15 protein-coding genes are annotated in these 18,456 nt (G+C 45.3%); 9 read left to right on the top strand and 6 right to left on the bottom strand.

Features of this window, described 5'->3' with window-relative positions; translation table 11 throughout:
* The 4 genes from RH949_RS08325 to RH949_RS08310 form a co-directional block, all read left to right on the top strand.
* Window positions 1–2,745: hybrid sensor histidine kinase/response regulator (locus tag RH949_RS08325; protein WP_446352527.1), on the top strand; the 2,745-nt coding region annotated here is incomplete at its 5' end.
* Window positions 2,746–2,887: 142 nt separating this feature from the next.
* Window positions 2,888–4,537 carry a SpoIID/LytB domain-containing protein gene (locus tag RH949_RS08320; RefSeq protein ID WP_006106013.1) on the top strand — a complete coding sequence of 550 codons (1,650 nt, stop codon included), beginning with the start codon at window positions 2,888–2,890 and terminating at the stop codon, window positions 4,535–4,537.
* 727 nt (window positions 4,538–5,264) lie between these two features.
* On the top strand, window positions 5,265–6,416 hold the full coding sequence (locus RH949_RS08315) for an FHA domain-containing protein (protein ID WP_446352526.1): 1,152 nt from the start codon (window positions 5,265–5,267) through the stop codon (window positions 6,414–6,416).
* Window positions 6,417–6,687: 271 nt separating this feature from the next.
* On the top strand, window positions 6,688–7,077 hold the full coding sequence (locus RH949_RS08310) for an endonuclease domain-containing protein (RefSeq protein WP_446352525.1): 390 nt from the start codon (window positions 6,688–6,690) through the stop codon (window positions 7,075–7,077).
* A 79-nt stretch (window positions 7,078–7,156) separates the two neighbouring features.
* On the opposite strand, the gene RH949_RS08305 is transcribed toward RH949_RS08310, so the two are convergent.
* Window positions 7,157–8,839, bottom strand: coding sequence for an EAL domain-containing response regulator (locus tag RH949_RS08305; protein ID WP_006106060.1), 1,683 nt, complete (start codon window positions 8,837–8,839; stop codon window positions 7,157–7,159).
* Window positions 8,840–9,185: 346 nt separating this feature from the next.
* Window positions 9,186–10,187: a sensor histidine kinase gene (locus RH949_RS08300; RefSeq protein WP_446352524.1), complete on the bottom strand. Its 1,002-nt coding sequence runs from the start codon at window positions 10,185–10,187 to the stop codon at window positions 9,186–9,188.
* 371 nt (window positions 10,188–10,558) lie between these two features.
* Here RH949_RS08300 and RH949_RS08295 point away from each other — a divergent pair, with 371 nt between their 5' ends.
* Both RH949_RS08295 and RH949_RS08290 read left to right on the top strand, forming a co-directional pair.
* Window positions 10,559–11,212, top strand: a complete 654-nt coding sequence (locus RH949_RS08295) for a sigma-70 family RNA polymerase sigma factor (protein WP_446352523.1) — start codon at window positions 10,559–10,561, stop codon at window positions 11,210–11,212.
* The gene (locus RH949_RS08290; protein WP_044210989.1) at window positions 11,202–11,408 is read left to right on the top strand and encodes a hypothetical protein; all 207 of its coding nucleotides are present in this window, start codon (window positions 11,202–11,204) and stop codon (window positions 11,406–11,408) included. The genes RH949_RS08295 and RH949_RS08290 overlap by 11 nt, the downstream gene beginning before the upstream one ends.
* A 55-nt stretch (window positions 11,409–11,463) precedes the next feature.
* Here RH949_RS08290 and RH949_RS08285 read toward each other — a convergent pair whose 3' ends face one another.
* From RH949_RS08285 to RH949_RS08275, 3 genes are all read right to left on the bottom strand, one after another.
* Window positions 11,464–12,150, bottom strand: coding sequence for a hypothetical protein (locus RH949_RS08285; protein ID WP_446352522.1), 687 nt, complete (start codon window positions 12,148–12,150; stop codon window positions 11,464–11,466).
* A gap of 102 nt (window positions 12,151–12,252) precedes the next feature.
* On the bottom strand, window positions 12,253–12,606 hold the full coding sequence (locus tag RH949_RS08280) for a hypothetical protein (RefSeq protein ID WP_446352521.1): 354 nt from the start codon (window positions 12,604–12,606) through the stop codon (window positions 12,253–12,255).
* An 11-nt stretch (window positions 12,607–12,617) separates the two neighbouring features.
* The gene (locus tag RH949_RS08275; protein ID WP_446352520.1) at window positions 12,618–13,286 is read right to left on the bottom strand and encodes a hypothetical protein; all 669 of its coding nucleotides are present in this window, start codon (window positions 13,284–13,286) and stop codon (window positions 12,618–12,620) included.
* 144 nt (window positions 13,287–13,430) lie between these two features.
* Here RH949_RS08275 and RH949_RS08270 point away from each other — a divergent pair, with 144 nt between their 5' ends.
* The 3 genes from RH949_RS08270 to RH949_RS08260 all read left to right on the top strand — a co-directional run bounded on the left by RH949_RS08270 (window position 13,431) and on the right by RH949_RS08260 (window position 16,062).
* Window positions 13,431–13,997: a hypothetical protein gene (locus RH949_RS08270; protein WP_446352519.1), complete on the top strand. Its 567-nt coding sequence runs from the start codon at window positions 13,431–13,433 to the stop codon at window positions 13,995–13,997.
* Window positions 13,987–14,835: a DUF1822 family protein gene (locus RH949_RS08265; RefSeq protein WP_446352518.1), complete on the top strand. Its 849-nt coding sequence runs from the start codon at window positions 13,987–13,989 to the stop codon at window positions 14,833–14,835. Before RH949_RS08270 ends, RH949_RS08265 begins: the two co-directional genes overlap by 11 nt.
* Window positions 14,836–15,141: 306 nt before the next feature.
* Complete coding sequence (locus RH949_RS08260) at window positions 15,142–16,062, top strand: Rpn family recombination-promoting nuclease/putative transposase (protein ID WP_446352528.1); 921 nt, start codon at window positions 15,142–15,144, stop codon at window positions 16,060–16,062.
* Window positions 16,063–16,182: 120 nt separating this feature from the next.
* Here RH949_RS08260 and RH949_RS08255 read toward each other — a convergent pair.
* Window positions 16,183–18,456, bottom strand: a 2,274-nt coding sequence (locus RH949_RS08255; protein WP_446352517.1) for a CHAT domain-containing protein, incomplete at its 5' end; no start/stop codon positions are given.

Here is an 18,456-nt window from a genome sequence, read left to right as displayed (position 1 = left end):
AGGGAAGACTTAGACGACTTATTTGCCGAAGAGGAGGCAGAAGCAGCCCCAAGCGCCGAACTAGAGGGTTTAGATGAAGATTGGTTAACTGATGAATCTGTAGAGACATCGCAACCAGAAACATCGGACAGCGCCGCCGATTTATTTGGGGATTGGGACATCCCAGAAACACCATCGGACGAAGATCTAGACGAACTTTTTAGTCTGGAAGAAGCGACTGTTGATGATGATTTTTCATTAGCAACTCTGGCAGAAACCGAATGGGATTTGGATTCACCCCGAGAAAGCGCTGATGAGTTTGCTGATTTAGAAACCATGCTGGATGGGGAGACTTCAGCAGCATTAACCAGTGAAAGCGCTGACGAGTTTGCTGATTTAGAAGCCATGCTGGATGGGGAAACTTCAGCAGCATTGACCAGTGAAAGCGGCGATGAGTTTGCTGATTTAGAAGCCATGCTGGATGGGGAGACTTCAGCAACATTGACCAGTGAAAGCGGCGATGAGTTGGCTGAATTAGAAGCCATGCTGAGTGATACTCCCTCACAGACAGATTCGTTTGAGGATTTAGAAATATTCTTAGAGGAACCGGGAGCAACTCAAGACAATCGAGCATCTGTAGCTCAAACTCCCCCATCTCAAGATCAAGATGACCTAGATAAAGAGTTGGAAATCCTCCTCCAAGACGCTGATAAATCGATAGGAGGTGCAGCGACAACGAATACAGGTTCGCGACAAAGCGCCTCTTTATCCAGTCGGAGAGCGCCTCGGATATTTGAACAAACGATGCGAGTTCCGGTTAAGCACCTCGATAGTCTCAATAACTTGGTGGGAGAATTGGTAGTTAGCCGTAATAGCTTAGAACAGGATCAAGAGCGTCTACGGCAATTCTTGGATAATTTACAGCATCAAGTTTCGGCGTTGAGCGATGTCGGGGCGCGGATGCGGGATTTGTATGAGCGATCGCTGCTGGAGAGTTCTTTGTTAGCCAGTAGTCAAAGCCAACAGCGCTCTCATTCTTTATTCGGATCAGAAAATGCTGCATCTGCATCCAAAGAGTCTGATTCTGAATCCTCTGAAGATTATCATCCCTTGGAAATGGATCGCTTTACCGGCTTCCATTTACTCTCCCAAGAGATGATCGAGTTAATTGTGCAAGTGCGGGAATCGGCGTCTGACGTAGAATTCTTAGTGGATGAAACCGATCAGGTGGCTCGCAACTTACGACAGGTGACCACTCAACTCCAAGAAGGACTGACGCGATCGCGCATGGTTCCGTTTGCCAATGCTGCTGACCGTTTGACTCGTCCGGTGCGGGAAATTTCCCGCAAGTTAAGCAAGGAAGCCCAACTGCAAGTGGATGGTCGAGAAACCTTGCTCGACAAAATGATCTTGGAACACCTTTATGATCCCTTAACCCACTTGGTCAATAATGCCATTACCCATGGCATTGAATCCCCAGACGAACGGCAAGAAATGGGTAAACCTGCTGTGGGTCAAATTACTCTGCGAACGTTCCACCAAGGAAACCAAACGGTGATTGCCATTTCCGACGATGGCGCAGGTATTGACCCCGAACGGATTAAACGAAAGGCAATTGAGAAAAAACTGATCACCCCAGCCGAGGCGAAAGACCTAACCAATACAGAGTTGTATGACTTTCTGTTCCACCCCGGTTTTAGTACCAAAGACGAAGCCAGTGAATTCGCCGGACGCGGTGTGGGGATGGATGTTGTCCGCACCAGTTTGAGCGAAATTCGGGGCGCAATCTATATTGATTCGGCGTTAGGAAAAGGCACAACCTTTACCATTCGGCTACCCTTAACCCTAAGTATTTGTAAAGCCCTATGCTGTTTGAGCGCTCGCGCTCGCATTGCCTTTCCCATGGATGGGGTGGAAGATATGTTTGATGTGCCTCAAGATCGCTTACAAAAAGATGCCAACGGTCAAATCGGTGTCTCCTGGCGGGACACGTTAGTCTCTGTGCAACCCCTAAGCGAGTTGCTCTCTTACAACCGTTCAATTAGTCGGGGTAATGTTTATGGGGGTAAGCGAGAAGATGACCTAGTCTCAATTGTTGTGCTACGCAGTTCTGGGACATTCATTGCCATCGAAGTGGATCAGGTCTTAGGTGAACAGGAAATCGTGATTAAACAACTCGAAGGTCCTCCGCCTAAACCCATTGGTATTGCTGGGGCGACAGTCTTAGGGGATGGTCGAATCATGCCCATTGCCGATGTGTTAGAACTGATTGATCTCGCCAGCGGACGCCTGCGGAAAGACAGTGTGACGATTTGGTCGAGAGGGGACAGCGAAGGTGCAGGAATTGAAGAAGCCCCAGAAACTCCCCATGAGCCACTCGTTTTGATTGTGGATGACTCAATTACAGTCCGTGAACTCCTCTCAATGACCTTTGCTAAAGCAGGCTATCGGGTGGAACAATCCCGCGATGGTCAAGAAGCCTGGGATAAACTTCGGTCAGGTTTACCCTGTGATATTGTATTCTGCGATATCGAAATGCCGAGAATGGATGGATTAGAACTACTCTCTCGACTCCAGAAAGATGAGAATCTCAGCCAGTTACCCATTGCCATGCTCACCTCTCGCGGGGCGAAACGACATCGGCAAATGGCAGCCCAACTGGGCGCGAGTGGTTACTTTACCAAACCTTATCTGGAAGAAGTGCTGCTCGATGCAGCTCAGCGGATGATTCAGGGTGAAGTCCTGTTTAGTGCTAGTGAGGCTTGATTAATGTGTAGGGGCGGGTTTCACCACTATCGTTTATGACACACCAAGATGTAACTAAACCCGCCCTGACTACTGTGTCAACGCTGAAATAATAAGTTGGGTTTCGTCCCTCAACCCAACCTACAACATGTAACTTGGTATCATGCAGACCAAAAACTCTTCCCCAATCCCCAATCGCAAATCCCCAATCCCTAATGTCCTGAAAGCCTGCGCGATCGCGTTATGTTTTTGGGGACTCTCTGGAAGTAAGCCAGCTCAAGCGGAGGATGTAAACCTGAAAGTGGGTGTGGTGCAGCGTTTTGGCTCAGAACCCACCGACGAACTGACCCTAAAAGCGACACCTGGGGATAGCTTGAGTTTGCGGTTCTTGGCAGGGGATATGCAACCCCAAACCCTAGAAACCGATCAGGTGACGCTGGAAGTGGCGACGCAACCCTTATCCCAACCCGTTTTAGCTGAACATTTAGTCCTCAGCGATCACGCCACCTTTGAAACCGCCGAAGATGCGGCGGATCAGTGGCGTTCACGGGGGATTCAGGTGGAAGTGGTGCAGCCGGAACGCTGGCAAGTTTGGGCGAAACGGGATGTCTATCAGACGCCCCTGCTGCGACGCCTGTTGCTGCAAAGTCTCCAAGCTCAAGGGTACAGCACAGTTAGACTAGAAAGTCAAGTCCTGCCCCAAGTACCGCGAGTGTCATTTGTGGTGGATGGCTATCGGTATAATCGCCAATGGATAGAGATTGACTCGGAGAATGATTTAATCCAGGTGATTCGCAATGAAGATAAGCGCAACCCGCGTCTGTATGCAGGAAGTCTGAAAATCCAGCCCAATGCTTACGGGACTTACACCCTGGTGAATGACGTTCCCTTAGAAACCTATCTGCGTGGTGTTGTCCCCCATGAAATTGGACCAGGGGCACCATACGCAGCAGTAGAAGCACAAACCATTATTGCTCGCACCTACGCCCTCCGCAATCTGCGTCGATTTACAGCAGACAATTACCAACTCTGTGCAAATACCCATTGCCAAGTCTATCGCGGACTCACAGGAACCGTTCCCACGGCGGATCGGGCGATCGCGAAAACTCAGGGGCTAGTCTTAACTTATAATAATCAGCTCGTAGACGCCTTATATTCCTCCACCTCTGGCGGTGTTACTGCGCCCTTTAGTGATTCCTGGAATGGGTCAGAACGTCCTTATTTAAAAGCCGTGATTGACTCGCCCCAGCCGATTTGGGACTTATCTGAGAAGCCTTTAGGGAATGAACAAAACTTCCGCGAATTCATTAACTTGAAAGAAGGATTCAATGAAAGTGGTCGATCCCCTTTCAGGTGGCGGGTCGAAAACTCCCTGGAACAAATTCAGAAAGATTTGCGGCGCTACTTGGAAAAAATCAAACATCCCCTAGCTGAGTTTACCACCATCCAACAGATGCAAGTTATCAAGCGATCGCCCGCCGGACGCATCCTCAAACTGGATGTGCAAACAGATAAGGGTGTGGTTGAACTCCAAAAAAATGAAATCCGTAGTGCCTTTTATCCCCCTCGCAGTACCCTCTTTTACCTTGAACCACTTTACGGTAACAATAAAGAGGATAAAACCCTAAAAGGCTATGCTTATGTCGGCGGCGGCTTTGGACATGGCGTTGGTTTGAGCCAATATGGTTCCTATAACTTAGCGAATCTCGGTTGGTCAGGAGAGGACATTCTCACCTTTTACTATCCGGGAACCCAAGTTCAACCGTTAAGTGATTCCATTGTTTTTTGGCAAGAACCAGGGAATAGTAAATAAATATCCTATCCGGTTGAATCCGGTTTTCCTCCTGCAAGCGATCGCGGACTAACAGATAGAGAGTTTTCAAATAAATATTGTATTGTAGGGGCGAGTAGCTGCACAAAGTCAGGCGGTGTGAGAATTAACCTGTCTCGACTCGCCCTTTTTATGTACGCGGGTCAGCTAATTAAAGGTTGGGATTGTGGTGAAGATAGGGAAAGGAGAATAGGGAATAGAGAACGGTAAACGGTTGTAGTGCGAGCGTCTCGCTCGCTATTTTGTATGGGTTTTTAATGACCGATATCCTCTGGAGGGCGACCCGATCCAATTACAGCAGTTTCCTCTGCTATGCGGTACATTGTCGATCCCCCTAAATCCCCGTGCAATAAAAGCGAAGCATCCTCTGGTTTCCCCCATGGAACAAAAAGCGAAGCAACATCTGGTTTCCCCCTTTTTAAGGGGGACGGAAGGGGGATCAAATAGGGGGACGGAAGGGGGATCTGAAGGGGGACTTTGATCGACTGTACTTTATTACAGCGAAAAGCGCTGTAATGGCTGGGCGGTGTAAATTGTGTGCGGCGGGTCGCCCCTACAATGTTTTCTGGTAATAGGCGATACTCAGCGGGGAACGAACCCGAAACCGAACGGCTACCCATCCCGTCATCATTGCCATGCCGGAATCCAGCCAAGCTTTGTTAGTCTAAAAATACATAACCTGCCCACTCCTGTTACTCACGAACCGCTCATGTCTAGTACCACTTCCCCCCTTATCCAAACGCTAAACCCAGAACGCTGGGTTGGGTGGAGTATGGACTTTATCGGCGCAGGTTATACCGGTTTGTTGGTCAAAAATGGGAAATTTGTCCGCAAATTGAAACCGGGGCGTCATTTCAGCTTCGCCTTACCCCTTCTCGAACAATGTGAACTGGTTCTGGTGGATAGCAAGATTCGCAACCTAGAAATCGTCTCCCAAGGCGATTTCTTATCCCGTGACCAATATTTGATTAATATCTCCCTCAACGTCATGTACCAAGTCGTGGATGCAAGACGAGTCGCCTTGGAACTCTCAGATCCAATTGCAGCCCTCACGAGTGCGGTAAAAGATAGTTTAGGGGTAGCTGTAGGTCAATTGCGGATGGAACAATTAGTTAACCAGGGACGAGTCCATATCCGACAATACCTACTTGACCATGCCGAGATATCCTATTCCCTAGGCTTTGCCCTAGAAGACGTGCGAGTCAGTGATATCAACTTCCCCCAGACGAGGGGAATCATTCGTCAAGTCGAAGGAATGAGCGCCAGACAGGAAGCGGAACACGAAGCCGCCTTAAAGATGCAAATCGCCGAAGCCAGTCGTCCGGTTATCCCACCACCTCCCATACAACACGTTAATATTGTTGCACCACAGTCCTCCAATGGGAACCCTGCCGCTTTTGGCACTTCCCCTCAACCGAACTCCTTACCCAGCGCCGGAGAATCCCCAGCCAATTTACCTGTAAGAGATAAACCCGTATTAGCGCCCACGATAATTGCCCAACCCGCTAGTGGAGTACAGGCGCATCTAGTCCACAACGCATCGGGTGCGACATTCAATTTATCCGTCAGCACCTGCACGATTGGACGAGAACCGAATAATACTTTGGTTCTGGATGATGGGTTAAGTTCCCGCTATCATGCTCAGATTAACCAATCCAGAGACGCTCAGGGTCAAATCCAATACCAGTTAATTGATGTGGGTAGTTCTAATGGGACATTTGTTAATGGACAACGGCTTACTCCTCATCAGCCTTGTACCCTAACGCCGGGTAATATTATCCGCATTGGCAATCAGGAATGGACGTTTCGCCCTCACCCCCCAGCCCCCTCTCCCAAGTCTGGGAGAGGGGGAGTTGGATAAACAAAACAATCAAATATTGCACTCCATGCTACCCTAAACTGTCATGCATTTAAATTGGGTATTAGTAGCGAACAAGATGCAAAGCCTGCGGCATGGCTTCGCTAAAGCCTGCGGCATGGCTTCGCTAAACACACTACAAGAATGAGAGTCATTCTTGACATTATTAAGGTTTAAATGCCGAACAGCTTATTGCCTATTGCCTATTCTTTGGCGCGTAGCGCTATAATAGTCCGGTTCCCCTTCTCCCAAGCTTGGGAGAAGGGGCTAGGGGATGAGGGCTGACACAATGGCGAGAATCCGAGGAACAACATCTCAAATCGAAGCAGCCGCCAAGCAACTTCGTCAAACTCAGACTCCAGCCGAACAAAAACTATGGCAAGCTTTGAGAGGACGAAAACTCAATGGCTTAAAATTTCGCCGTCAGCATCCTATTGGACATTTTATCGTCGATTTCTACTGCCCAGAGTGCAAACTGATTGTCGAAGTTGATGGTAAAATTCATGACTCACAACAGGATTATGATACAACAAGAACAAAACATTTAGAAGCTTATGGCTATCGAGTAATTCGCTGCCAAAATAAAGATGTTATGACTAATCTGGAGGTGGTTTTAGAGGGAATTCGTCAGGTTGCCTCTTGCCCATCTCAGGGGAAATTATAAATCGAGAAGCCGAAGCAATGTTTAAACGCCTGTGGTATGAAGAGGACTGTAATTTTAACACTGATGTTTTATTTTTGATTTAACTTGACAATAGGGGAAACTTTTTTCCCGTACTCAGCAAATCAGCAAACGCCTCAGCCGATAAAGGCGGACTAAACCAATACCCCTGGATTTCATCGCACTGATGTCCTTTGAGAAAATTCAATTGACTTAGCGTCTCCACGCCTTCCGCCACAACCTTTAACTTCAAACTGCGAGCCATTTGTAAAATTGCCGTGGTAATCGCTTCATCGCGGCTATCTTCGGTCAGTTGACAGACAAAAGAACGGTCAATTTTTAACACATCAAATGGGAATTTCTTCAATTGACTTAAGGCGGAATAGCCTGTACCAAAATCATCAATAGAGATACGAATACCCAAAGCCTTGAATGTCTGCAATGTCGCGATCGCGGATTCGGGATTTTGCACTAATGTACTTTCGGTGAGTTCTAATTCTAAATAATGGGGATTCAATCCCGTTTCATGGAGGATGTCTACGACAAAGTTGGTTAAATTAGACTGATTAAACTGACGGGGCGATAAATTCACGGCAATCCGTAAGGGATAGATTCCCTGATCTTGCCAGACTCGCGCTTGGTGACAAGCTTGTCTGAGTACCCATTCGCCCAATGGCACAATTAGCCCGGTTTTTTCGGCTAAGGGAATAAATTCAACGGGCGAAATAATCCCCCGTTGGGGATGATTCCAGCGCACCAAGGCTTCCGCCCCCTCAATTTGTCCCGTGAGCAGATTTACTTTCGGTTGATAATAAAGCTGAAACTCCTGCCGTTCTAAGGCTTGACGCATTTGGATTTCTAGCTCAAAGGCTTCTTGGGATTTCGCGCCAATGGAGGCAATATAAAACTGGTAGCGGCGATTTCCCGGTTGTTTGGCTTCTTCTCTGGCGACACTAGCGTGTCTAATTAGGGTGTCGAGATCTCGACCATCACGTCCTAAAATAGCAATACCAATGTAGGCAGACAGGAAGATTTTATGGGAGTCTACCTGAAACGGCAAATCAAACGCCTTTAACAAGGTTTCGACAATTTGAATACTCTCAGGTTTGTGATAACTTCGACTCAAGAGAATGATAAAATGATCACTACCGATTTGAGCGATCGCATCCTGCTGTCCTAACTGACGGTGTAAGCGTTCGACAACGGCTTGGAGTAATTGATCACCAATGGCAAGTCCTAGGGTATTGTTGAGTTGGTTGAGTTGTTCAATTTCCAGCGACAAGAGGAAAATTTGGAGTTTACCCTGATTTCCCGGTTTCTCTAGCTGATTAAAGCGTTTCTGGAGTAACCGACGATTGGGCAGATTGGGATTGATGATAGACTGCTGTTGGCGTAATTTTACCTTTTGTAATCGCGCCGCGATCGCACTGAGAATTTGGGCGCGAGTAAAGGGCTTCGTCACGTAATCATCCGCCCCCAATGTCATACCCTGGCGCATATCCGCCTGTTTTGTCTTGGCGGTGAGGAAGATAAAGGGAATCGTCGCCGTTGAGGAGTCTTGTTGTAGGATATGGAGTACACCATAACCATCCAGTCCCGGCATCAGGATATCGCAGATAATCAAATCAGGTTGTTTAGTTTGAGCCAATTTCACACCGATTTTACCATTATCGGCACTGAGCGTCTCGAATCCTTCCGCATTCAGTAGTTTAAGTAGATTCCTGTGAATGGCTTTTTCGTCTTCAATTACTAAAATCGTCGTCATGACTATAGCTCGCTGGATATCTCGCCCAATGGGAGCAAGTTGGAAAACGAGGCGAGTATTATCGCTTTCCTGTTGAACACGTTAGAAATTAGGCGGTAGAACCCAATCCTAGTAAAATTTTGGGCTTGTCGAAGCCAGGAAAAAGGATGACTTAGATGTTCGTTGACGGTTATGTACAGTATTTTAAAATTAAACAGTTAAAACCCATAGAAATTCATTGATATTTGTTACTGTTTTTTCTTTTTCTAGAGAAAATAGTTGAGGGTTAATTGTAATTGTTTACGACCCCAAATGTGGATAGTTGTCGCTGTTTTCAGGAAAAAGGCGCGAGTCTCAATTCTACTCTCTAATCCCAGTCTGCTGATGCTGGCATTTTTCCCTGGCGATCGCTGATCAAGGGTAAGCGAACCGTAAACGTTGTACCTACGCCAACGTCACTGGTTACATCAATTTGTCCCTGGTGCAGATCAACACATTGCTTAACAATCGCTAACCCCAATCCTGTCCCCGCGATCGCGCCCACATTGTTTCCCCGATAGAAAAAATCAAACAGGTGGGGTATATCCTCCGAGGGGATACCAATTCCCTGATCCTGAATCTCAAAGCAAGCCTTCTCTCCCTCACGGGTGAGGCTAAATCGAATCGTACCGCCCACCGGAGAGTATTTCATCGCATTGGATAGCAAGTTCGACAGCATTTGTCGCATCAGTTTTTCATCCACCATTGCGGGTAAACACGTCACTTGAGAAGCAAAGGTGAGGGTATAGGCTTGATTCTCGTCGTTGGTTAAATGTTTGAGAGTTAAACCCTGCTGAATTTGAGCGACTAACCGTTGACAAAAGTCATGAAGTTCCACAGGTGCGGGAGTAAAGGGGAGTTGTTCCCCATCAGCCGTACCGACAAGCTGCATATTTTCCAGCAATTGCAGCATTTGTTGTACTGTTTCCTGAATCAGATGCAACTGTTCCACTTGTTCTGCTTTTGTCCATTGGTAATGTTCCAACAATTCAGCCGTAGACAGAATCGTTGTCAGAGGGGTACGGAATTCATGAGCAGTGATGGATAGAACCTGAGATTTTAAGTCTCCCCGTTGTTTTTCTTGAGCTAAAGCATTCAGAATTTCGGCGTCTGCTGGCTGAGATTTGTCCATGGCTGACGTGAGTTGAGGGTGTTCCGAGAGACTCTCTTGTAGTTGTTGTGCTGACGCTGATGTTGAAGATGGCGTATGAGTGAGGATCTGCTCAACACCCATCATAATCAAGGTTTCAGGAGAAATATCCAGGCGAGTTGCTATATCCTGCAACTTCAGCCAATGGTCATCGGTAAGAGTAATCGCGATCGTTTGCATCTCAGGTTAGTGATTGAGATGCTACCAGTTTAGCTTTGAGGATGAGGGGAATGGGAAGATGGGGGGATGAGGGAGATGGAACGTCTGTTGTAGGGGCGGGTTTTACCGTTAACGTTTCGTTTCTCACCCGGATGTTACTAAACCCGCCCCAATGGAGTGCAAGCACTCTTCCACACACAAAGAACGAATGACGAATGACAAAGGACGAAAAACTGACTTTTTCTGATTTCTACTCACCCCAGAACTGATAAAACCTGATCCGAGCCTCAGCGAACCATCCGACTTTTTCCCATTGAAGTCATCTAAAGGGCGTTCCATACTGTCAGCAAGCTATTAAACCACCTTGTTTCCAGTATAACGACACCCCACCCATGAACGAACTCAACGCCCGCCTAAAACAACTGGCTCTCACCGCCCAGGAATCTCCGGCGAAAAGCCAAAACAGACAACTGGCTCTAGCTAAATTGATCAAAGAAATTTTACAATCCGGTAGACTTTGCCGTCCGCATAAAGGTAAATTTATAGGCTTCTATGACGATATTTATGCCGAAGCCCAGCAAAAACTATTTTGTTACATCTGCGAAAACATTGATAGGTATAATCCTCAGTATGATGTCTTATCCTGGGTCAATTTTCTATTCGCGAAGCGTTTTTTTATCGAAGCTAGTCGTGAAGTGATGCCCAAGGGGTTTCATCGGGCATACCAGCGTCAATCAACCCGATTAACGTTGGAACAACTGGAACAAAAAACGTCACTACAATTTACTCATTCATCAACGCCTTCGATTATACAAGAAGTTATTGATGTTTTGCAGGAAGATCCAGAAGGAATTTTCCAAAATACCCATATTGTGAATCAGCCTATCGCTAATTTTAAGTTTTTAGCTCTCAAGGTGATGGCTGGCTACTCCTGGAAAGAAATTTCTAACGAGCTGGGAATTAAAATATCCACGCTCAACAGTTTTTATCAGCGTTGTTTGGTTCGCTTTCGTCCTAAGTTTAGAGAATATGTAATTGTTAATTAATGCTAACGGTACGGGTTTTTGTGTAGGGGCGATGTACCGCATAGCAGAGCAAACTGCTGTAAGCTGTCATGCATTTAAATTGGGTATTAGTAGCGAGCAAGATGCTCAATGTAGCGAGCAAGATGCAAAGCCTGCGGCATGGCTTCGCTTAACGCACTACGGCAAGGATTTCGTTATTATTGATATTAAGGTTTAAATGCCGAACAGCTTAACTGATGTGCGCCCAATTGAATAGCACAAAAATTTGTCATTCAGTCCTGCTTGTTGCGCTTGAGTATTTCTTGCTCAATATAGTCATCCAGATTGGGAATATATTGCACCGCTTCCCCTTGGAGAACCTGATCGACAATCTCTAGTGGTAACGTCTTTGCCCGTTCCAAGTCTTGATTTAACTGCTCATTTTGGGCATTGAGTGTATCAATTGTTTGATGAATAAACCTTTGCTGGCGATGAATGCTGTCTTCCAGCATCTGCTGTCCCAAAACTTGCCTAAATTGTTGAATAAATCTGAGCATTTTCATGTTGATATCCTGAGTGCTGTTGGGTTCATCTTGAGTCTCGGTGTTACTGTCTTCGGGAATCAGTTGATCGGGAGATGTCCCAGAGGTATCCTGGTTAGGAGTAGAGTGCAAAGAAGTCACGCGATCGCTCATCGCTAAAGCTACCTCTGGAATCACCCAGGAACTGCAAATCGCGGCGGTTAAGGCTAAACTGTAAATTAGACAGGCAGATTGGGGATCAGAGGGAAAAGAAATCGGTGATTCTGTCTTGACTTCAGCCAGATTTTCCTCCGTTGTCCAGGTATTCAAATTCGTGGTTCGAGATTGATCTAATAAGACAACAGATAAGGCGGCGGAGAATAGGAAAAACTGGGTAATGACGATGCCAATGTGAACGACTAAAGAAGGGGTTATTTTCGGTAAGCTTAAATTTTGCATGAGACTTAGTTAAGCGAAACTGTGATTGAATTCAAGGAATTGTAGGTTGGGTTGAGCGAAGTCAAAACCCAACACAGGACAAGACTATTTGGGTTTTAAGCGTCAGTCCAATTCGTCTGATTTTGGCTTCCGGCTAAACCAACTCGCCCCCAGACCGCCCACTTCAATCGCACCTGCAAAAATAGTCGAAACGAGATTTTTCGTGGGAACCTTAAAGCCAAAAATATCGAGTTTGTATTTACCAATAACGCCACCACCAGCAATGTCCAAGAGAAGTTGTAAAGCGAAAAACGTTCCCAAAGCCGAGATACTCCAGAAACTCCAAATCCCACCAAATCCTATCCAGGTTAGGATTGCTTTCAGTCGTTGGTTTGAGTTGTCAATCAAGGGTGGTTTTGTTTCTTGTTCAGGTAAAACGGTGGAAATTTTGTCAGCAGAGTCGTGAGTTGAAGTCATGATTCACTCCATTAGTGAGAACGAGGACAACGGTTGAGTTCAGCGCCCGTAATGTCTGAGAGAGTCAGTTCACGGGCAAAGCGATTGGGGATTAATACATCACCCGGTTGAGTGCGATTGAGAATTGAGTTCACAGAGGCGGGGAAGGATTTGCCTGGGGTGAATGAATTCTCTAAGAATTGAAACGGGGAAGTAATTCCTGTGGCGGAGAGAGTGACAGGATAAACTTGAGTTGTTCCCGCCACCTGAGTTTTAGGATTGACAACAGGTTGCACAGTTAGGGTGAAATGATTAACCGGAAGATTCAGTACCAAAAGTTTGCGATCGCCTTTTATAATTCTTAGGTTGGGTGAAAAGTCCAGCGTGTTAGCGTCTTGCCAAACGACGACTTGATTTTTGGGCAAAATTGACCATCCCCTGTTGTCTCCTATCAGTAGCTGAATGCTCATTTTCTCCGCCGAGGTGGGTAGAATGAGTGTGGTAAATCCTTCGGTTGCACTCTCCCGACTCACCGGAACCCGGATAGTTTGCAGGGGGCGGTTGAGAGAGAGTTCACTTCCGCCGTGGATAGTGCGACAGATGCCAGGTTGGGGCGGTGGTGGGGTTGGCGGTTGGGAAACAGCCGTGCAACTTATTAGGCTGACACTACTGAGTACAATGGGTAGACGTTGAAGTTTCATGGGGAAGGAGTACACTGAACTTGTCTATGTCCATTGGACTCTATCGATTCCCATTTCTCTAACCCATCGTTGTTGGTATTTGCCCGAACATTTACCAACCCATGTTGGTTAGCACAAATGACCCTAGATGTTGTATGGTAAAAGATGCCCGATTTAACGAAGTGTTGCCCTGCGTCTAACAATCAACACCATTGCCGTGAATGTCCAGTTGTGGAGGAACAATGGTATTTGCAACAGCTATTAAACGATATGGCATGGGCAAAAGGGGTGCAAGAGTATATAGGGGATGGAGAGATTAGCGATGCAGATATTCAGCAGCTAAAGATTCAACCCCAACCCCTCACACCCAAGGAAGTTTGTTGGTTCTGTCTTTTGCTACAAGGCGTCAGTTCAGAACAAATCGCTGAACGATTTAATATTAGTTACAAAAGTACCGTTAGACCCGCTCTTTCTAAAACCTTATATAAATATGTCAAACGATTGACAAATAAGCCAATTAAGGATTGGGCGCAAGTTAGAGTCTATCTGGATTTAGCGACAGAGAACAATCAATCCAAATACCGCAAAGCGATAACATCGTCTATTCGCGAGGAACCACTAGAGATTCGTCTGGTTATATCAGGGAATCAGGATATAGATGCCATATTTAATAAACTTAGACAAATTCCCGGTTTAGCTGAATTAATTAAACGAGAACCTTATGACTCCTAACAATAATCCTAATCCTAACGAATCCAAGACGGAACTTATCCTTGAGGGAACCTATGCCAACTTTGACCAGATTATGACCTTATTTTTATCAGGAGAGTTAGAAAAATTGCTGGGTGTTCCGGTGCAGGATGTTTATGCCGTCTCTAAGTATCAACCCACCGCCCCTGTATCAATCGGGGTGCAGTTACGACAATGGTTTCAGCAAAATGTACTGGATAAATGGGAAGCAGAAGCAACACTGATTGGTACATTTTTCGCCCAAGAAATGAATGATACATCCAGTTGGAGTGAGGAATTAGAGGGGGTGCGGGGGAGTTCGAGATCACAAGTGATTCGTCGCTATATGGAATTACTGGATAATCCCGATAAACAGGTAAGTTTTCAAGCCGCGTTGGAATTAGGGGAAACCGGAAATCCTCATCCAGCAATTATTCAGGCATTAGTTAAAGGATTGCAAACCTGTCACCATGAGGAAACCTATTGGCAAATTGCTTTAAGTTTAGGAGAACTAGAACCCAGCCATCCGCAAGCCGCATTTGCCCAACATAAAACCATAGAATTAGCAGGACAAGCGGTGGAGTTATTGGTGGGAGTCAAGCGTAATTCAGAACAACAGATTGATGTTATTTTGCAGGTGTATTCGACAGAATTAGAAGATACGTTACCGGAAGGGTTAGAGTTAATTGTATTGGATGAATTGGGACAAGTTTGGCGAAAAACGACAGCACAGTCTGGGGATTATTACAGTCAGATAGGCTTCACGATTTCGTTAGGAAAAGGGTTTACCGTTGAATTGAAATTAGGGAATGTTCAGCTAAGGGAAAACTTTGTAGTTTGAAGTTCGTAGTTGCACTTTAGCGCCATAAACGCTCAAATTCCCTGGGCATAAAAGTAACAAGAACTTTTCGCGTCTTGATGCAGTACCGTTTATTTATGTCCGACAACTTAAACTGTTTGGCATTTAAACCTTAATATCAATAATGACGAAATCCTTGTAGTGCGTTTAGCGAAGCCATGCCGCAGGCTTTGCATCTTGCTCGCTACCCATTCTCAACTTAAATGCGTGACAGCTTAGTTACATTTGGGTACAACGGAAACGATATAATCATTTTTACCTAGATTAAATGGTTGAATAATTATGACGCTGAGATTTATTAGCCCTAAAACTGACTTTGCCTTCAAGAAAATATTTGGGTCAAACGACAGCAAAGATATCTTGATTAGCTTTTTAAATGCCTTAATCTATGATGCCAATTCTGTGATTCAGGACTTAGAAATCCTTGACCCTTATAATCCCGGAGATGTCGTTAATCTCAAAGATAGCTATCTAGATGTCAAAGCCTTACTCGATAATGGCTCAACCGTATTAATTGAAATGCAGGTACTCAACGTGGCATCCTTTGAGAAGCGCGTTATTTATAATCTGACCAAAACTTATGCGAATCAACTCAAATATGGAGAAGGATACTCTTATCTTAAACCCGCCATTGCCTTAACGATTACCGATTTTCTCATGTTTGACCAAACGCAACGGTTCCTGACACGCTTTTGCTTAAAGGAAACCCAGGAGTTGTTTGATTATCCTGATCCGGAAATCGAGTTAATCTTTGTGGAATTACCCAAATTCACGAAAACCCTGGATGAATTAGACAGTTTAACGGATAAATGGATTTACTTTATTAAAGAAGCTCCCAGCTTGGAAGTCATTCCACCCACATTTAGTCAACTTCCGGCACTAGATAAAGCGATGAATATCGCGAATCAAGCGAATTTAAGTGTAGAGGAATTGGAAAAATTGCGTAAACAAGAAATGTTTCTCGAAGACCAACGGGGATTTATTATTAAGGCAGAGCAGGATGGATTAGAACGAGGGCGTCGAGAGGAAGGAATCCGATGGACACTCCGTTTACTGGAGCGACAGTTTGGCTTAATTGCTCCAGAAATTGTTAATCAAATTCAAAACTTGTCTTTTGAACAAGTAGAACAGCTAGGAAATGATGTTTTAGGGTTCAATAGTTTAGAAGACTTATCAAACTGGCTACAAGAAAATGGAATGAGTCGGTGATGCTATAGCGCTACGCGCCAGGGAATAGGGAATAGGCAATAGAATCATGAATCATGGTGCGTTACGCTTCGCTAACGCACCCTACAATTTATACAATTTATACAAATTTAAGAGAATGATTTAGCCAATTGGACAAAATGCTGCCCAGCAAAATGGAGCAGCAAAGGGCTTCCTTTTATCATCAATCTTATTTAAGAACTTATTTAACTTAATTCTAGAAGTACTCTTCAACGGTAATCGCTTAATCATCGGTTTCAGTTCTCGCTTCGTCGCATTCTTCAGCCAATATTGCGCTTGATTCAGGGCGCGAGATACATCATCTGGATTCTCCTGTAAGGTTTCATGGAACTTCAGCATCAAAAACGTGGTGGATAAATCATTCACATTCCAAAGACTCCCCACAATATGAGTCACACCCGCCGCCAGAAAAGCACTGGCAAGTCCGACAAATTCATCAATTAATCCCGATTGACTGGTTAATCCGGTTTCGCAAGCCGAGAGACAGACTAAATGACAGTGACTTAAATCTGCTGCAAAGATATCTTTTAATGTCAGTTCTTCATCATTGGCTAATTTCAAGTGGGATTGATGGGGGTGTTCTAGATTATGTTCTCCATGACCTGAGAAGTGCAAAATATTGATAGGTTGGGAGAAGGCTTGCTGAATAGCAGATAGCGTGGCGCGTGATTTTGGTAAGCGGTAAGGTTGAGGATAAAGTTGACAAATTGTTACCGATTCGAGGGAAGCATATTTGAGATCACCGAGAGGATTTTCGATACTTAGGAGGGATAGGGATGGGGATTGAGTTCGCTGGGTGGCTTTTCGCTGTTGATTATCGAGTCCGACTTTGATACTGGGGAGATAGGTAATCGTAAAGGTATCGAGAAATAAGGCATGAATCGGTAATAGGTGTAAGTCTCGGTGGGGCACTAAAATTAAATGAGTAATGGAGGGACAATGCTGCTTGAGGTACTGCATAATTCCTGGAATATCCAGCAGTTCCTTGAGGCGTTTTAAGGATTTGGGCATAGTTTTTGTCCAGCGCTTCTCCTCGTCTGAGGGAATACAGGGTTGAGGATTTCCCCTGTCTCTGGAATTGGCTTGGTTGCGCCGTTGGTCAAATTGGCGATAAGCTTGATAATCTTGTTTCCAGGTTGTCATCCAGTCTTCAAATTTGACCAGTTGTTGAAAGGATGGGGGCGGGGATTGGGGATGGTTATTGTCAGTGGCTGAATTCCTGGGTTTGAGAACATGAAGTGGCTGTTCGTGTCCCAGGATAAATGTGGTAATCGCCGCCGGACTGATGTGCCAGTAAATAATCGCGGTATGGGGATTTAATAGGTGTTGCATTTGCTCATAACTGGGACTGTCTTCGGTCGATTTATAAGTACCGTAGCGCAGCCAGCGCAGGCAGAGATTTTTGCGTTCTTCGGCTAATTCCAGGGCTTTTATCCGGTGAGTGGGTTCGGGAGAGTGGGCGAGTTCATCAACCCGCAATTGCACCAAGCTGGCAAATTTTCGGGAGAGTCGGATTTTATCGGCGTCTAAGGACATTTCTTGCAATAAACGTCCGAGTAAGTCGGTGGCTTCTGCGAGTAATACCTGCACGTCTTGGGTTTGATTTAAGGCGCGATAGACTTGAATGAGGTCTTGTAAAACGTCTAGACGCTGTAATCGTAAATGCGGTGAGGTGAGGAATTTCAGGGCTTGTTGATAACATCGTTTGGCTTCACGCCAGTAGGGTAAACAGTTTTCTTGTTGTTTTGCTTGGGAATAGTAGGCTTTGCCTTTCTGCCAATGTAAATAGCCGCATCCTTCGTTATATTCTGGATTGTCGGGTTGGAGTGCTTGCAATCCGTTATTATAGTTTTGTATTCTTGCTTTATCACCTTCTATTTTAGAAGCAGCTAAAGCTCTATTTACCCAAGCCTGCCAAAATTGATTATTAGTTAGCTGTAAGGTGTGATCATAGGAATCAATGGCTTCTTGATATCGTTGTAAATGTAGAAAAACAGCCCCTTTGCCAGTCCAAGCATAGTAGAAATCCGGTTGAAGCTGTAGTGCTTTATCGTAACAATCTAATGCTTTTTGATATCTTTGTAAATCTTGGAAAACAGCCCCTTTGCCAGTCCAAGCATAGTAGAAATCCGGTTTAAATTGTAGTGCTTTATCGTAACAATCTAATGCTTCTTGATATCTTTGTAAATCTTTAAAAACATTTCCTTTGTTATGCCAAGCATCGTAGAAATCCGGTTTAACTGACGAGGGGTTTGGGGAGCTATAAGTCCTACGCCATAATCTCTGATTTGGCGTTGGGATGCCTTCACTCCCCAAGTCAATTGAGCGGGGTTCGATGCCCCCGAAATTGACGTTTACCATTTTGAGAAAAGAGTG

The sequence above is a fragment of the Coleofasciculus sp. A1-SPW-01 genome, assembly GCF_040217205.1.
In the GTDB taxonomy this organism is placed as follows: Bacteria; Cyanobacteriota; Cyanobacteriia; order Cyanobacteriales; family Coleofasciculaceae; genus Coleofasciculus; species Coleofasciculus chthonoplastes_A.
The sequence above is the reverse complement of the archived record's forward strand: the minus strand, read 5'-3'. Positions and strand labels throughout refer to the sequence as shown.

Excerpts from the sequence above, each read along its gene's own strand:
- RH949_RS08280 (WP_446352521.1), bottom strand. The coding sequence starts at position 12,606 with ATGACTTCAACTCACGACTCTGCTGACAAAATTTCCACCGTTTTACCT.
- RH949_RS08305 (WP_006106060.1), bottom strand. The coding sequence starts at position 8,839 with ATGACGACGATTTTAGTAATTGAAGACGAAAAAGCCATTCACAGGAAT.
- RH949_RS08265 (WP_446352518.1), top strand. The coding sequence starts at position 13,987 with ATGACTCCTAACAATAATCCTAATCCTAACGAATCCAAGACGGAACTT.
- RH949_RS08320 (WP_006106013.1), top strand. The coding sequence starts at position 2,888 with ATGCAGACCAAAAACTCTTCCCCAATCCCCAATCGCAAATCCCCAATC.
- RH949_RS08285 (WP_446352522.1), bottom strand. The coding sequence starts at position 12,150 with ATGCAAAATTTAAGCTTACCGAAAATAACCCCTTCTTTAGTCGTTCAC.
- RH949_RS08275 (WP_446352520.1), bottom strand. The coding sequence starts at position 13,286 with ATGAAACTTCAACGTCTACCCATTGTACTCAGTAGTGTCAGCCTAATA.
- RH949_RS08300 (WP_446352524.1), bottom strand. The coding sequence starts at position 10,187 with ATGCAAACGATCGCGATTACTCTTACCGATGACCATTGGCTGAAGTTG.
- RH949_RS08310 (WP_446352525.1), top strand. The coding sequence starts at position 6,688 with ATGAGGGCTGACACAATGGCGAGAATCCGAGGAACAACATCTCAAATC.
- RH949_RS08295 (WP_446352523.1), top strand. The coding sequence starts at position 10,559 with ATGAACGAACTCAACGCCCGCCTAAAACAACTGGCTCTCACCGCCCAG.
- RH949_RS08270 (WP_446352519.1), top strand. The coding sequence starts at position 13,431 with ATGCCCGATTTAACGAAGTGTTGCCCTGCGTCTAACAATCAACACCAT.
- RH949_RS08315 (WP_446352526.1), top strand. The coding sequence starts at position 5,265 with ATGTCTAGTACCACTTCCCCCCTTATCCAAACGCTAAACCCAGAACGC.